12 protein-coding genes and 1 other RNA gene are annotated in these 13,890 nt (G+C 64.8%); 7 read left to right on the top strand and 6 right to left on the bottom strand.

Translation table 11 applies throughout. From position 1 onward, the window contains the following. Positions 1-54 precede the first annotated feature (54 nt). On the top strand, positions 55-528 hold the full coding sequence (locus ACS8Y6_RS09400) for a DUF1249 domain-containing protein (RefSeq protein ID WP_440855443.1): 474 nt from the start codon (positions 55-57) through the stop codon (positions 526-528). A 45-nt stretch (positions 529-573) separates the two neighbouring features. On the opposite strand, the gene ACS8Y6_RS09395 is transcribed toward ACS8Y6_RS09400, so the two are convergent. Next, the gene (locus ACS8Y6_RS09395; protein ID WP_440855442.1) at positions 574-2,307 is read right to left on the bottom strand and encodes a potassium/proton antiporter; all 1,734 of its coding nucleotides are present in this window, start codon (positions 2,305-2,307) and stop codon (positions 574-576) included. Positions 2,308-2,474: 167 nt separating this feature from the next. Between ACS8Y6_RS09395 and ACS8Y6_RS09390 the strand changes: the two genes are divergently transcribed. Beyond that, on the top strand, positions 2,475-3,305 hold the full coding sequence (locus ACS8Y6_RS09390; protein WP_440850356.1) for a sulfite exporter TauE/SafE family protein: 831 nt from the start codon (positions 2,475-2,477) through the stop codon (positions 3,303-3,305). A 125-nt stretch (positions 3,306-3,430) separates the two neighbouring features. On the opposite strand, the gene ssrA is transcribed toward ACS8Y6_RS09390, so the two are convergent. Next, positions 3,431-3,789, bottom strand: a transfer-messenger RNA (tmRNA) gene (ssrA, locus tag ACS8Y6_RS09385). 59 nt (positions 3,790-3,848) lie between these two features. Next, entirely contained in the window at positions 3,849-4,328 is a 480-nt protein-coding gene (smpB, locus tag ACS8Y6_RS09380) for an SsrA-binding protein SmpB (RefSeq protein WP_440850355.1), read from the bottom strand. Positions 4,329-4,365: 37 nt separating this feature from the next. Between smpB and ACS8Y6_RS09375 the strand changes: the two genes are divergently transcribed. Next, positions 4,366-5,760 carry a sodium-dependent transporter gene (locus ACS8Y6_RS09375; RefSeq protein WP_440850354.1) on the top strand — a complete coding sequence of 465 codons (1,395 nt, stop codon included), beginning with the start codon at positions 4,366-4,368 and terminating at the stop codon, positions 5,758-5,760. 20 nt (positions 5,761-5,780) lie between these two features. Beyond that, positions 5,781-6,089: an RnfH family protein gene (locus tag ACS8Y6_RS09370; RefSeq protein WP_440850353.1), complete on the top strand. Its 309-nt coding sequence runs from the start codon at positions 5,781-5,783 to the stop codon at positions 6,087-6,089. Here ACS8Y6_RS09370 and ACS8Y6_RS09365 read toward each other — a convergent pair. The 3 genes from ACS8Y6_RS09365 to ACS8Y6_RS09355 form a co-directional block, all read right to left on the bottom strand. After that, positions 6,086-6,631 (bottom strand): outer membrane protein assembly factor BamE, encoded by a 546-nt coding sequence (locus tag ACS8Y6_RS09365; protein WP_440850352.1) that lies wholly within the window; start codon positions 6,629-6,631, stop codon positions 6,086-6,088. The genes ACS8Y6_RS09370 and ACS8Y6_RS09365 overlap by 4 nt on opposite strands. Positions 6,632-7,030: 399 nt before the next feature. Then, entirely contained in the window at positions 7,031-8,713 is a 1,683-nt protein-coding gene (recN, locus tag ACS8Y6_RS09360; protein WP_440850351.1) for a DNA repair protein RecN, read from the bottom strand. Positions 8,714-8,780: 67 nt separating this feature from the next. Then, positions 8,781-9,743, bottom strand: a complete 963-nt coding sequence (locus ACS8Y6_RS09355) for an NAD(+)/NADH kinase (protein WP_440850350.1) — start codon at positions 9,741-9,743, stop codon at positions 8,781-8,783. A gap of 161 nt (positions 9,744-9,904) precedes the next feature. Between ACS8Y6_RS09355 and grpE the strand changes: the two genes are divergently transcribed. The 3 genes from grpE (at position 9,905) to dnaJ (ending at position 13,886) form a co-directional block, all read left to right on the top strand. Continuing rightward, a complete protein-coding gene (gene grpE, locus ACS8Y6_RS09350) occupies positions 9,905-10,531 on the top strand; it encodes a nucleotide exchange factor GrpE (RefSeq protein ID WP_440850349.1) in 627 nt (208 codons plus the stop codon). A gap of 114 nt (positions 10,532-10,645) precedes the next feature. Further along, on the top strand, positions 10,646-12,601 hold the full coding sequence (dnaK, locus tag ACS8Y6_RS09345; RefSeq protein ID WP_440850348.1) for a molecular chaperone DnaK: 1,956 nt from the start codon (positions 10,646-10,648) through the stop codon (positions 12,599-12,601). Between the two features lie 148 nt (positions 12,602-12,749). Then, entirely contained in the window at positions 12,750-13,886 is a 1,137-nt protein-coding gene (gene dnaJ / locus ACS8Y6_RS09340; protein WP_440850347.1) for a molecular chaperone DnaJ, read from the top strand. Positions 13,887-13,890 lie beyond the last annotated feature (4 nt).

Genomic DNA, 13,890 nt, shown 5'->3' with positions numbered 1-13,890 from the left:
CGGGTGTCGTAATTCGTCAGTTGAAATGGCCGTGGTCTGCCTTATAGTCGCGCAATGATTAAAGTAAAGCGCAACCACTGGCTCGCGGCGGCCACCCCGCGGAGCTTCACCGGCCTCATGGGGCTTTACGAGAGCAATTACCGGCGTTTCGAGCGGCTTGCTCCGGAGCTCGATCTGCCGTTCGAGCACGCCACCTCCCTGGGCGAGGACGCGACGCTGCATCTGCGTGTCATCGAGCGTTGCCGCTACACGACAACGGTTCACCTGACCTACTGGTTTGGTGATGGCGACACGGCGCGCGCCGACCCGGATCTCACGCTGCGCCTGTATCGCGACGCCCAGCTGGCCGAGGCCATCTACTGCGATGCGCGGTCGCGCTATGCCTCGCTGGCAGGTGTGCCCGACATCGACGACGCGGTACTCGACAGCCAGTGGCCGCGCAACCTGCTGCTGAACAAGTGGCTGGCCTATTGTCTGGCCCAGGGCCATAGCTTTGGCGGCGCCAATCGTCCCCGTATGGCGCCTTAGCACCGGCGGGGTGCGGCCCAGCCCTGGCACGATCGGGGCGAGACCCTATCGCTCAACGGATGGATCCGGCGCCAGCTGTAGCCCGACCCGATCGATGGTCCCGGCATCCAGGCGCCGCACGATCAGGCGCAGGGGCCCCAGTTCCACGATGTCGCCCGCCACCGGGCGGCGGCGCAGGCGCTTGCGCATGAGATGGGCCACATCGGTTCGGCGCTCGTCTTCCGAAAGCGGGATGCCGTAGACATCCGCAAGCTCGCCGCTCGATGCGCGGCCCGCCAGCGTGAAGGGGCCGAAGAACCGCCCCGGGACAAGGCCACCGTGGCCCGTATCGCCGCGGAACAGGCGCCCGAGTTCGCTGCAATGGCTCCGGGCGGCCAGCAGATAGAGTTTATCGCCCACCGCGTAGACGAAACCGCGGCGCGGAAAACGTAATCGCGAACCGCGCGTGACCGCGATTACGCGCAGGTGGTCATAGCGCGTCAACGCCTCGCCCGCGGTGTTGGCCAGAATCGAATCCGCCTCGATTCGGAACGCCATGATCTGGAACTGATCGTCACGCTCGCCGTCCAGGTCGAAGGTTTCGGCCGGCAGCGGCGCTTCGGGTACCTGCAGCTTGAGCCAGCGAGCCATGGCGCCGAGCGAGGTGCCTTGGATCAGCAGCGACACGAGGACCACGGCAAAGGTCAGGTCGAACAGGAACTGTCCGCCCTCGAGATTGATCATCAGCGGAAACAGCGACAGCACGATCGGGACCGCACCGCGCAACCCGACCCAGGCAATGAACCCCTGTTCGCGGATGGGGAAATGAAACGGCAGCAGACTCAACCATACGGCGGCCGGGCGGGCGACGAAAATCAGGAACAGGGCGATCAGGAATGCCGGCGCTGCATCGGCCCAGAGCTGGCTCGGGTTTACCAGCAGGCCGAGCACCAGAAACATGCCTGCCTGCGCCAGCCAGGCCAGGCCGTCCATGACCCGGAAGACATGCTCGGTGGCCTCGTTGCGCCGGTTGCCGACCACCACGCCGACCAGATAGATGCCGAGAAAGCCGCTGCCGCCCAGCTGATTAATGGCGGTAAAGGCCATTACACCCCCCGAGGCGATGAGCAGGGCATACAGCCCCTCGACGAGGGGCAATCGCGAAGCCAGCCACGACAACGCATAACCGAGTGCGACGCCGCCGATCGCGCCGATCCCGAATTGTCGGACCAGCTCCACGCCGACGCTGGCGATATCGAACCCCTTGCTCTGGCTGATGGCGCTCATCAGGTAGGTGACCAGGAAGATGGCCATGGGGTCGTTGGTGCCGGACTCGATCTCGAGCGTGGCGCTGACCCGCTGGTTGAGGGTGACGCCGCTGCTGCGCAGCTGCGAGAAGACCGCGGCCGCGTCCGTGCTGGCCACGATCGAGCCCAGTAGCAGCCCGTAGCGCCAGTCGACGTGGAGCACGAGCGCAATGAACGCCCCGGCCAGCGATGCGGAAACCAGGACCCCGATCGTGGCGAGCGACAGCGCCGGGCGCAGGGCGACGCGGAAGGTTTCCAGCGAAGTGCGCAGCCCGCCATCGAGCAGAATGACTGCCAGCGCGAGATTGGCGATAAAGAAAGCCAGCGGGACGCTGTCGAACTGGATATGCCCGATCCCTTCGCTGCCCGCGAGCATGCCGCAGATCAGAAAAATCAACAGCAGGGGCGGGCCGAACCGGGCCAGCGAACTCGCGAGCACGCTAAGGAAAAGAATCAGCCCGAGGAAAAACAGAATGATGTTGATATCGCTCATGCGGCAACAAGGGGGCGTTAGCAGCGACGCATTGTCGCTAAACCCTAACCGATCCCGCGTTTGCGCAGACTGATCCCGGTCGCGGCCGGGGCCGAACGTGGCCGGGCTGCACGGTTGCCAGGCTCGTATTAGAATAAGCAAAGAACCAAATAGAATATGAGGCCGTGATGACGATTTTATGCGGCGTACTGGTCGGACTGGCCCTGGGCCTGACGGGCGGCGGCGGGTCGATATTCGCGGTGCCACTGCTGATCTATGGCCTGGATGTGGCGCCTCGCGATGCGGTCGCCATATCGCTGATCGCCGTAGCGGTCACCGCCGCGTTCGGTGCCATCGAAGGCGGTCTTCGGCGCGTGCTCGAACTGCGCGCCGCGGGGATCTTCGCCGCCGCCGGCGTGGTTTTCGCGCCGGTGGGCGTATGGCTCGGCAATCGGGTACCCGCCGGCGTGACGGTCGTCGCGTTCGCTGGCCTCATGCTCGTCGTGGCGGGGCGCATGATCTTCAACGCCTATCGTGCGCCGGAACAGGCACGCGTGATTCGGGCGCGGGTCGCGCACGATGCCGCCACGGACGCGGCGACGGTCTGCCGCTACAGCGCCGATGGCCGGCTCCGGCTCACGGCACGCTGTAGCGTCGCGCTGCTGGCGTCCGGCGTTCTGGTGGGAGTGTTGTCGGGCTTTTTCGGCGTCGGCGGCGGGTTTCTGATCGTCCCGGCGCTGATGCTCGTCACCGAAATGGGCATCCACCGCGCGGTCTCGACGTCGCTGCTCGTGATTGCGCTTGTGGGCCTGTCGGGTGTGATCTCCGCGGTCGTGGCCGGGCGCCATATCCAGCCCGTGCTGACCGGCCTGTTCATACTGGGCGGCATCATGGGCATGGGGGCCGGCCGAACGCTGGCGCAATACCTGGCCGGCCGAACGCTGCAGTTCGTGTTCGCCCTGGGCATGATCGCAATCGCTGTCATGATGCTGCTGGAGCGACTCGGCATGTTGTCGTAGGCGCCAGCCGCCCGGGCCACGCCGGCTACGGGCGAAAAAAAAGCCTGCCACGGTGGTGAACCGCGGCAGGCTTGGCCTGGTCGAGTCACGGATACGCTGTCGGCGTATTTTCGTGCTCCATCTATTGGTGGAGGCGGCGGGAATCGAACCCGCGTCCGCGGATTCTCAACCCTCGGGTCTACATGCTTATTTCGTCTTTGATTGTCGGCATGAGCTACCCGACGAAAAGGGACAACTCACGCGTATCTTCGTTTACTCTTAACGGGTTGGCCCGAAGCGGGGCCTTGCCGCGAGTCTGTGAGAGTCGATACCCGGGGCCGGAAGCACAGACACTTGCCGGGCGGGCACCAGCGGGCTTTAAGCCGCTAGAGCGTAGTTGTCGTCGTTCGCAACTAGCTAATGTTGCAACCGGATTAACGAGGAAGATTGCAACCTCGGCATGCACCTCGGGTTTTGACATCCGCGTCGAAGCCATGTCGCCCCCGAAAAAGCGTCCTTATTGTAACAGCCTTCAACATGAGGCTGTGGCTTTGATTTTCAAGATCAGCCGTCAGTGCGCATGATCTGGGCCTTGCGCCGCTGCCAGTCCTGGGTTTTCTTGGTCTGGCGTTTGTCGTACTTGGCCTTGCCCTTGGCCAGCGCGATCTCCAGTTTCGCCTTGCCACGGCGCCAGTACATCGCGAGTGGGACGACGGTATAACCTTTCTGTTCGGTCGCGCCCACCAAGGTCGCCAGCTCACGCTCATGCAGCAGCAGTTTGCGTGTTCGGGTGGCGTCCGCGACCACGTGGGTCGAGGCCGATTCCAGTGGCTGTATATGGCTGCCCAACAGGAACGCCTCCCGGTCCTTGATCAGGACGTAGGCTTCCGCGATCCGGCCCTTGCCCGCGCGCAGTGATTTGACTTCCCAGCCTTCGAGAACCAGCCCGGCCTCCAGGCGGTCTTCGATGAAAAAATCGTGACGCGCGCGTCGGTTGAGCGCGATCGTGCTCGATGGCTGTTTCTTGTCCTTGCTCTTGCTCATGGACTTATTATAGCCGCCGAGGCAAGCTTTGCGGGCCATGGCGCTTACTTATCGTCCGCTACCGCAGCTCTGGTCCTCTTCCGCGCGATTCGTGATCGTCTGCACGGCGGCGATCGTGAGCCTCGGCGATTTCTGGCGCCTGCCTTATCTGTTGTCGGCCTATGGCGGTTCGGCGTTCCTGCTGGTGTACCTGCTGGCGCTGGTCCTGATGGGCATGCCGGTGTTCAGCGCGCAGGTGCTGATGGCGCGGGGCGCCCACACCGACGTGCCTGGCGTGGTGGCGCTATGGACGCGTGGTACGCCGCATTCGCGACTGTGGACGGTCGGCGCATACGCCACGCTATTGGGCGCCCTGCTGCTGCTGGCCGCCTATGCGGTGATCGCAGGCTGGTCGCTGGCCTACAGCATGCGCGCCGTGTTCGGCGGCCTGGGCGGCGGCACGATGAGCCAGGCGGCGAGCCGGTTCGTGGCGTTCGCGCGCGATGGCGAGCGCGGTCTGGGCTGGCTGTTGCTGTTCGTTCTCCTGCTGGTGGCCACCACGGCGCGCGGCCTGCCACGCGGCACGGAGCCGGTCATGCGCACGCTCGCGGCATGCATGCTCGGTTTGCTCAGCCTGTTGCTCATCGTCGTGATCTGGCACGGGCCGGCGCGTGGGGCGGCCGGGCATCTGTTCAATTTCAATCCCGGTGCGCTCGGTGTGCGGGGCGTTCTTGAGGCGTTGTACCAGGCATTCTTTTCGTTGAGTCTGGGCACGGGGGTAATTGTGGCGCTGGCCTCGCATCTGCCGGCCCGGGCGCCGGCGGTGCGCTTGTCGGCGATGGTGATCATCGCCAGCCAGATCGTGGCACTTGCGTTCGCGGTGGTGCTCGCGAGCCTGGTGCCCGGTATCGGCGATCAATTCTCGGCCGGGGTACAGCGTATATTCGAGGTGTTGCCGGCCAGCGTGCAGCCCGCCTGGACCATGGTGCTGCTGTTCGTTTTGCTGGCCATGATCAGCATGACCACCGGTATCGGTCTGTTCGAGTTGCTGGTGCAGGCGGTTTCCCATCGGGCGCGGGTGCCGCGGGTGCAGGCGTCGGTGTACACGGGGGTGGTAGTCGCCGCGCTCGGGTTGGCCGCGCAGAATGCGTTCGGCGTGCTATCGGGTTGGCGTGTGTTCGGTTACAACCTGTTCGATTGTTTCAGTCTGGTCAGCGCGCGCTGGCTGATTCCGATCACCGGGCTCATGCTCTGTGTACTGGTTGGCCGCGTGCTCGCGCGGCGTCGCCTGGTTCAGGCGTGGCGGCCACAGGGCGAGGCGACGGGACAGGACGCGGTCACGTTCGCGATCTGGCATGGCCTGCTGCGCTACCCGGCGCGCATCGCGCTGATCGCGGTCGTGGCTTATGCGCTGGGCGCCCTGCGCCTGGTCGAATCCATCTGGACTCCCTGATCCGAATGAGGCGGGACGCAATGAAGCAGATCGATGTGGTGTTTGCATTGCCGGGGCGATGCTGGCGCGAATCCGTGTGGATCCAGGCGCACGCGACGGCAGCGCAGGTCGCGAATGCCTCCGGGCTGGACGCGGTCTGTCGGGCCGAAACCGGGCAGCCACCCTCGGCTTGCGGCGTGTACGGTCGCAAAATCGGGGGGGAACAAGTGATCGCGGACGGGCAGCGTCTGGAGCTGTATCGGCCGCTGACGGCCGATCCGCGCGAGCGACGCCGGCGCCGCGCCGGAACGGATGGCGCAACGCCGACGACGGGAAGCCGCGACCGCTAGTTCGGCTTTCCGGGGAGGGCCGGGCCCTTGTGCGGTAGCGGATTCTGCGCGGTCGGCTGGTCTTGGGTCGTTACGGCCGGATTCGCGCCGGACGGGTTGTTGCCGGCGCCCGGGTTCGGCTGGGCACCCGGTGCCGGCGTGCTCTGGCTGCCAGGTGCACTCGTCATGCCGAGCGGCGTGGCCGGCCCGCTTGTGCTGCCGGACTGTTGGCCGCCCTTGAACGCCTGGGCCGTGTATTCCTCGTCGCCCTCGATATCCGACAGCTTGCCGTTGACGAAGTACAGGTCGAGCTTCGACTGGCGCACGTGCGCGTTCGGATTGCGGTAGTAGAAGACATAGTCCCAACGATCGGACTGGAACGGGGATTTGATCAGCGGCGTGCCGAGCACGTAGGCGACCTGCTTCTTGGTCATGCCTTTCTTGAGCTGGGCCACTTGCTTGGCCGTCACGATGTTGCCCTGGACGATCGGGACACGAAAGAACACCGGGAGACTGCAGGCGGAAAGCGCGAGCAGGAGCACCAGCGCAGCGATTAGTTTCATAGAAAGGAACCCTTGATTAAATCGGCCGCGGCTCGCGCTTGCCATCGCAAATTGGACTCGGTGCGTTGCCGGCCCGCAGACCGGGCGGCGAAACGCCCGGGCGAACGGGCGGCCGAGCCGAATAACGCGGCAGGGCGGCAGCCCGCGCCGGGCCGGAGCTTCGCGCGCGCCCGGGCGGCGTTATCCGTCTTTTATTGGCGCTCAGCAAACCGCTCTCCTTCTTCCTTGCCTGCCGCGGGCGGTTTCCGCCGCGCGGCCGCGTCAGATCTGATCAGAGGTTGTGCCCCCATGTCGCGAACCGCATCATACGGCACGGCTTTTTCGCCTGCCAAACGATTGCATTCGCGCCTGAGTCGATTTGGGGATCGATCGATCGTGCGTCTTGCTCCGTCCGGGCGCTCAGTCGGGTGCCGTGCCGGCCCGGGCAATCATGTCGGCCGCATGCGCGCGCGTCTGTTCGGTCAATTCGACGCCGCCCAGCATGCGCGCCAGTTCCTCGATGCGATCGTCGTCATCCAGCGCGGTGATGCGCGTGCTCGTCTGCCGGTTCTTTACCTGCTTGGCGACATGCAGGTGGTGCTGGGCCTGCGCCGCCACCTGGGGCAGGTGTGTCACGCACAGCGCCTGGCCGCTGGCGCCGAGCGCGCGCAGTTGCCGGCCGACGATCTCGGCCACGCCGCCCCCGATGCCGGTATCGACCTCGTCGAACACCAGGGTCGGCACGCGTGTGCGCGCGGCGGCGATCACTTCAATCGCGAGGCTGATGCGGGACAGTTCGCCGCCGGAGGCGACCCGGTCGAGTGGGCGGGCGCTCTGGCCGGGATTGGCCGCGATCAGGAATTCGATGTGGTCGGTCCCGCGGGTCGAGACGCGTTCGCTGGCCCCGGGGCGCACGCGAACGCTGAATTCGCCTTCGGGCATGCCCAGGGAACGAATGATGCCCGTGATGGCGCGGCCCAGCGGTTCGGCGGCGCGCAACCGCGCCTGGCTCAGGGTCCGTGCGGCGGCCGTGTAGGCTTCGAGCTGTTTCTGTTCCGCCGCCTTGAGCTGGGCCCGCTTTTCGTCGGCCCCTTCCAGTTCGGCCAGTTCGCGGCGCAGGCGTTCGGTCAGCGTGGGCAGTTCTTCCGGCGCGACATGATGCTTGCGCGCGATGTCGCGCAGCGTGCCGAGCCGGTTCTCGACTTCGGTGAAGCGCTGCGGGTCGATATCCAGGGCCTCGACATGACGGCGCAGGCTGTCGGCCGCCTCCTGGGCCTGGATCAGCGCATTGCCGACCAGTTCGGCGATGGGCCGGAATCCGGCGTCGATATCGCCAAGCTCGCACAGAAGTCGTTCCGTCGCGCCCAGGCGTTCGGTGGCGGCCCCGTCTTCGGCCTCGTAGAGCAGGGCGAGTGCCCGCTGGCCGTCACCGATCAGGCGTTCGGCGCTGGCCAGCCGCTTGTGTTCGGCTTCCAGTGCTTCGATCTCGCCGGCTTCGAGCCCCAGGGCGTCGAGTTCGTCGACTTGATAACGCAACAGATCGATGCGCGATTCGCCGCGGCCGTCGCGTTGCTCGATGCGTTCGATCGCCGCCCGCGTTGCGCGCAGCTGTCCGGCGGCCTCGGCCGCCGCGCGCAGTGCCTCGGCATGTTCGCCGTATTCGTCCAGGAGGTCGCGCTGTGCATCGCGCTTGAGCAGTGATTGATGCGCGTGCTGGCCATGAATGTCGACCAGGCATTCGCCAAGCGATTTGAGCTCGCGTACCGGCACGGGCGTGCCGTTGATCCAGCCGCGGCTGCGGCCCTCGCGGGCGACCACGCGGCGGATCACGCACTCATCATCGGCATCCAGTTCGTGGTCGGCGAGCCAGACCGCCGCGGCGGGTGCGTCGGCCAGGCTGAAGCGTGCGCTGATATCGGTTCGGTCGGCGCCTTCGCGCACGGCGGCGCCATCCGCGCGATTACCCAGAATAAGACTGAGTGCATCGATCAGGATCGATTTGCCGGCGCCGGTCTCGCCCGAGAGCACCGTCATGCCCGATCCGAATTCGACCGCCAGGCGGTCGATGATGGCGAAGTTCCGGATGGTTATTTCTGCCAGCATCGCTGTGTTCCGATTCGGCGCCGTGATACGGCACGATATGACTGTATGAAAATACAGTTCTACTGTATCAGACCCGATGCGCCTGTTGTCCTCGTCCCCAGTGGAGCTTGTTGCGCAGAATGTTGAAGTAGTCGTAACCGGGCGGGTGAATCAGGTTCAGGTCGTACGGTGCACGGGCGACGACCACGCTGTCGCCCGCGGCCAGGCCCCGGCTCAGTTGGCCGTCGCTGGTATACAGCGCGCCGCCCTCGATCGTCTGCGCGATGTGGATCTCGATTTCGTGATCGGCATCCACGATGAGTGGCCGGTCGGACAGGGTATGCGGACAGATCGGCACGAGGGCGAGCGCATTCAGGCCGGGATGCAGCACCGGGCCGCCACCGGACAGCGCGTAGGCCGTGGAGCCGGTAGGGGTGGCGATGACCATGCCGTCGGCGCGGTGGTGGCTGATGAAATCGCCGTTCATGTAGGTATCGAAATCCAGTACCCGGGCGAACGCCTGGTTGCGCACCACGCACTCGTTGATGGCGGGCATGCCGTCGGCCTCGATCTCCCGGCCGGCCGGCTTGAGCCGCGCGCTGATCATCAGGCGTGCCTCGGCGATGTAGCAACCGGCGAACACGTCGTCGAACGTCGATTTCATGTCGTCCGGCAATACATCGACCATGAAGCCCAGGCGGCCGAGATTGATGCCCAGCAGCGGTACGCCGTGCGCGGCGACCGCACGCCCGGCGTCGAGCAGCGTACCGTCGCCGCCGACCACCACCACCAGATCGCTGGCCGCGCCCAGCTCGGCGCGCGAACAGGCTTCCACGCCGTAGACCGCGGGGTCGTGCGAATCGTCGATCAATACGCGCTTGCCGCGACCGAGAAGATCGGCGGTGAGTGCGTGCAGGGTGCGCATTACGCCGACATCGTCGCGTTTCGCGCAGATGCCGACGGTGGAGAAGAGGGTGCCCATCGAGGCCGAGTCCATGGCCGGGTGATGGGCCCAAGCATTCACAGGTTCGATGACAATTTCAACGCGCATGACCTGAACGCGACGCCGGGACGGGCGCCCGGAAACATTATTCGATGTCTTGAAATACGCACGGCCAGCCCAATTCTTGGCTTCAGTCCGCGCCGCGACCGCGTCATGGGTCCGGCGAAACGCCAATCGATTACCTGCCATATTGAAAGTGGGGATTTGTAATGAGTCAGCACGACGAGCGCCAGACGCCACACGGCGAGCGGGATTCTGCCGCCGCGAACAGGCCGCAGCCGGACATCAAGCAGGTCCAGGACGGGCCCGAGGATCAGGTGGATACGGGTGAGGCGAGCGCCGACGGCATGGCCGAAACCGATGCGCTGAGCGCTGAGCTCGAGCAGGCCCGCGCCGATGCCGAGAAGTACCGCGACCAGGCCGTGCGTGCGGCCGCCGAGCTGGAAAATGTCCGCAAGCGGGCACAGCGCGACGTGGAATCCGCCCGGAAATTCGCGATCGAGAAGTTCGCCACGGAGCTGCTCGGTGTGCGTGACAGCCTGGAACTCGGCCTGAAGGCGGCCGAGGAGAACCAGGGGGATTTCGAAAAGCTCAAGGAAGGCATGGATATGACGTATCGCATGCTGGCTTCGAGCATGGAAAAGGTCGGCATCGAGCCGATCAATCCGGAAGGCGAGACCTTCAATCCAGAGTATCACGAGGCCGTCTCCACCCAGCCGAGCGACGAGTTGGCGCCGAATACGGTGGCCTCGGTGATGCAGAAGGGCTACATGCTCAACGGGCGCGTACTCAGGGCCGCAATGGTCACCGTCGCGAAACCCGCCGGCGAAGGCTAAAAAGCGGCGAGCGCCGCTTGAAAAGCAACGCGGATCGCCCCAAATCGATTGTCAAGCAACGTTTTGAGCCGCTGCCGACGCAGCGCAAATTGAAGAATCAAGAGGGACCAAGACATGGGCAAGATCATCGGTATCGACCTGGGCACCACCAACTCGTGTGTGGCGGTGCTGGAAGGTGACACGCCGAAAGTCATCGAAAACGCCGAAGGTGAGCGCACGACGCCGAGTGTCGTCGCCTTCACCGACGACAACGAGACGCTGGTCGGCCGTCCGGCCAAGCGCCAGGCGGTAACCAATCCGACCAACACGCTGTATGCCATCAAGCGTCTGATCGGTCGTACCTTCGATGATCCGACCACGCAGAAGGACATCGAGTCCGTGTCGTACCAGATCGTCAAGGCCGATAACGGTGACGCCTGGGTCCAGGTGGGCGACAAGAAAATGGCGCCGCCGGAGATCTCGGCCAAGGTGCTGCAGAAGATGAAGGCCACCGCCGAGGATTATCTGGGCGAGACGGTCACCGAAGCCGTGATCACCGTGCCGGCCTACTTCAACGACAGTCAGCGCCAGGCAACCAAGGATGCCGGTCGCATTGCCGGTCTCGACGTCAAGCGCATCATCAACGAACCGACCGCGGCCGCACTGGCCTATGGCCTGGACAAGAAGGGCGGCGACAAGAAGATCGCGGTCTACGATCTGGGCGGCGGTACCTTCGATATCTCGATCATCGAGGTCGCGGAAGTCGACGGCGAACACCAGTTCGAGGTGCACGCCACGAACGGCGACACCTTCCTCGGCGGCGAGGACTTCGACAACAAGATCATCGATCACATCGCCGACGAGTTCCAGAAGGAGCAGGGTGTTGATCTGCGCAAGGACAAGCTGGCCCTGCAGCGGCTCAAGGAAGCGGCCGAGAAGGCCAAGATCGAGTTGTCGTCGACCCAGCAGACCGAGGTCAACCTGCCGTATGTGACGGCCGACCAGTCGGGCCCGAAGCATCTCAACATGAAGATTACGCGGGCCAAGCTGGAGTCCCTGGTCGAGGATCTGGTGGCACGCACGATCGATCCGTGCCGCACCGCGCTCAAGGACGCGGGCATGAAGGCGTCGGACATCGACGACGTGATCCTGGTCGGCGGCCAGACGCGCATGCCGGCGGTGCAGGAAGCGGTCAAGAGCTTCTTCGGCCAGGACGCCCGCAAGGACGTCAACCCGGACGAAGCGGTGGCCGTGGGTGCCGCCATTCAGGGTTCGGTCCTGTCGGGCGACACCAAGGACGTGCTGCTGCTGGACGTGACCCCGCTGTCGCTCGGTATCGAGACGCTCGGCGGCAAGATGACCAAGCTGATCGAGAAGAACACCACCATTCCGACCCGCAAGTCGGAAACCTTCTCGACCGCCGAAGACAATCAGCCGGCCGTGACCGTGCACGTGCTGCAGGGTGAGCGCGAGCAGGCCAGCGCGAACAAGTCGCTGGGCCGCTTCGACCTGAGCGACATTCCGCCAGCGCCGCGCGGCACCCCGCAGATCGAAGTCACCTTCGATATCGACGCCAACGGCATCCTGAATGTCTCGGCCAAGGACAAGGCGACTGGCAAGGAGCAGTCGATCCAGATTCGCGCCTCGTCCGGCCTGTCCGACGACGAGATCGAGAAGATGGTCAAGGATGCCGAGGCGCATGCCGAGGAAGATGCCAAGTTCAACGAACTGATCACCGCGCGCAACCAGGCCGACGGCCTGATCCACGGCATCGAAAAGGCCATGCGTGATCTCGGGGACAAGGTGTCCGAGGACGAGAAGAAGCCGGTCAACGATGCGGTCGCCGAACTGCGCACCGCGCTGGAAGGCGACGACAAGGACGACATCGAGGCCAAGACCCAGAAGCTGTCGGAAGCCTCGGCGCCGATCATGGAAAAGGCCTATAGCCAGGGCGGCGAACAGGGCCAGGAAGGCGCGGCCGAGGGCCATCAGGGCCATCAGGGCCAGTCGGGTCATGCCGAGGATGACGTGGTGGATGCCGACTTCGAGGAAGTCAAGGACGACGACAAGAAGTCGGGCACGAACTCGTAAGACCTGGCGGATGTCGCCACGCGCCGGGGTAGCGGTAGTCGCTGCCCCGGCATTTTTCATTCAATGCAGGTAAAGATGGCTGATTAATCCGCGAGGTCGAAAGCGATGGACGACCGCGCGGTTCAATCAGGGATCTTGGGCAACGATCATGGCAAAACGCGACTATTACGAGGTGTTGGGCGTTTCGAGAAACGCCTCGCAGGACGAGATCAAGAAGGCCTATCGCCGTCTGGCCATGAAGAATCACCCGGACCGTAATCCCGGTGACGAACAGGCCGAAGCGCGCTTCAAGGAGGCCTCCGAGGCCTACGAGGTGTTGTCCGACGATCAGAAAAAAGCCGCCTACGACCAGTTCGGCCATGCCGGGCTCGGGGGCGCGGCCGGCGGTGGCGGCTTCGGCGGCGCCGGTGCCGGCGGCTTCGGCGACATCTTCGGCGATATCTTTTCGGATATCTTCGGCGGTGGCATGGGCGGTGGCCGCCAGCGCGCCACGCGCGGCGCGGATTTGCGCTACGACCTGGATCTCGATCTGGAAACCGCGATCGAGGGCGATACCATCGAGATCCGTATCCCCACGCTGGAGCAGTGTGAAGCCTGTGGCGGCGACGGGGCGGAGCCGGGTTCGCCGGTCGATACCTGCGATACCTGTAATGGCCATGGCCAGGTGCGTATCCAGCAGGGGTTCCTGTCGATCCAGCAGACTTGTCCGGATTGCCAGGGCTCGGGCAAGAAGGTCCGCAACCCATGCCGGAAGTGCAATGGCGACGGCCGCATCCAGTCCTCCAAGACGCTGTCGGTAAAGGTGCCGCCGGGCGTCGACAACGGTGACCGTATTCGCCTGTCGGGCGAAGGCGAGGCCGGCGAAATGGGGGGGCCGGCGGGCGATCTGTACGTGCAGATCAACGTCAAGCCGCACGAGTTCTTCGTGCGCGACGGCAACAACCTGCGCGCCAACGTGCCCGTGGACATGATCACCGCCGCGCTGGGCGGCGAAATCGACGTGCCGACGCTCAAGGGCAAGGTCAGCCTGCGCGTTCCACCCGAGACCCAGTCGGGCAAGACCTTCCGGCTGCGCGGCAAGGGGGTGCAGTCCGTGCGCACGTCCTCGCCGGGCGACCTGCTGGTCAAGGTGAGCGTGGAAACGCCGGTAAACCTCAACAACAAGCAAAAGAAGATGCTCGAGGAGTTCCGGGACTCCCTGCAGGAAAGCGGTCGCAGCCACAGTCCGGCAACCACCGGCTGGCTGGACAAGGCCAAACGTTTCTTTGGTGAGCATCTGAGCTGATCGA

The organism is Salinisphaera sp. RV14 (genome assembly GCF_052044135.1).
Classification (GTDB): Bacteria; Pseudomonadota; Gammaproteobacteria; order Nevskiales; family Salinisphaeraceae; genus Salinisphaera.
Note: the sequence above shows the minus strand (reverse complement) of the source record. Positions and strands in the feature narration are given on the sequence as shown.

Excerpts from the sequence above, each read along its gene's own strand:
- ACS8Y6_RS09370 (WP_440850353.1), top strand. The coding sequence starts at position 5,781 with ATGAAGCAGATCGATGTGGTGTTTGCATTGCCGGGGCGATGCTGGCGC.
- ACS8Y6_RS09395 (WP_440855442.1), bottom strand. The coding sequence starts at position 2,307 with ATGAGCGATATCAACATCATTCTGTTTTTCCTCGGGCTGATTCTTTTC.
- dnaJ (WP_440850347.1), top strand. The coding sequence starts at position 12,750 with ATGGCAAAACGCGACTATTACGAGGTGTTGGGCGTTTCGAGAAACGCC.
- dnaK (WP_440850348.1), top strand. The coding sequence starts at position 10,646 with ATGGGCAAGATCATCGGTATCGACCTGGGCACCACCAACTCGTGTGTG.
- grpE (WP_440850349.1), top strand. The coding sequence starts at position 9,905 with ATGAGTCAGCACGACGAGCGCCAGACGCCACACGGCGAGCGGGATTCT.
- ACS8Y6_RS09400 (WP_440855443.1), top strand. The coding sequence starts at position 55 with ATGATTAAAGTAAAGCGCAACCACTGGCTCGCGGCGGCCACCCCGCGG.
- ACS8Y6_RS09355 (WP_440850350.1), bottom strand. The coding sequence starts at position 9,743 with ATGCGCGTTGAAATTGTCATCGAACCTGTGAATGCTTGGGCCCATCAC.
- ACS8Y6_RS09375 (WP_440850354.1), top strand. The coding sequence starts at position 4,366 with ATGGCGCTTACTTATCGTCCGCTACCGCAGCTCTGGTCCTCTTCCGCG.
- ACS8Y6_RS09390 (WP_440850356.1), top strand. The coding sequence starts at position 2,475 with ATGACGATTTTATGCGGCGTACTGGTCGGACTGGCCCTGGGCCTGACG.
- recN (WP_440850351.1), bottom strand. The coding sequence starts at position 8,713 with ATGCTGGCAGAAATAACCATCCGGAACTTCGCCATCATCGACCGCCTG.
- smpB (WP_440850355.1), bottom strand. The coding sequence starts at position 4,328 with ATGAGCAAGAGCAAGGACAAGAAACAGCCATCGAGCACGATCGCGCTC.
- ACS8Y6_RS09365 (WP_440850352.1), bottom strand. The coding sequence starts at position 6,631 with ATGAAACTAATCGCTGCGCTGGTGCTCCTGCTCGCGCTTTCCGCCTGC.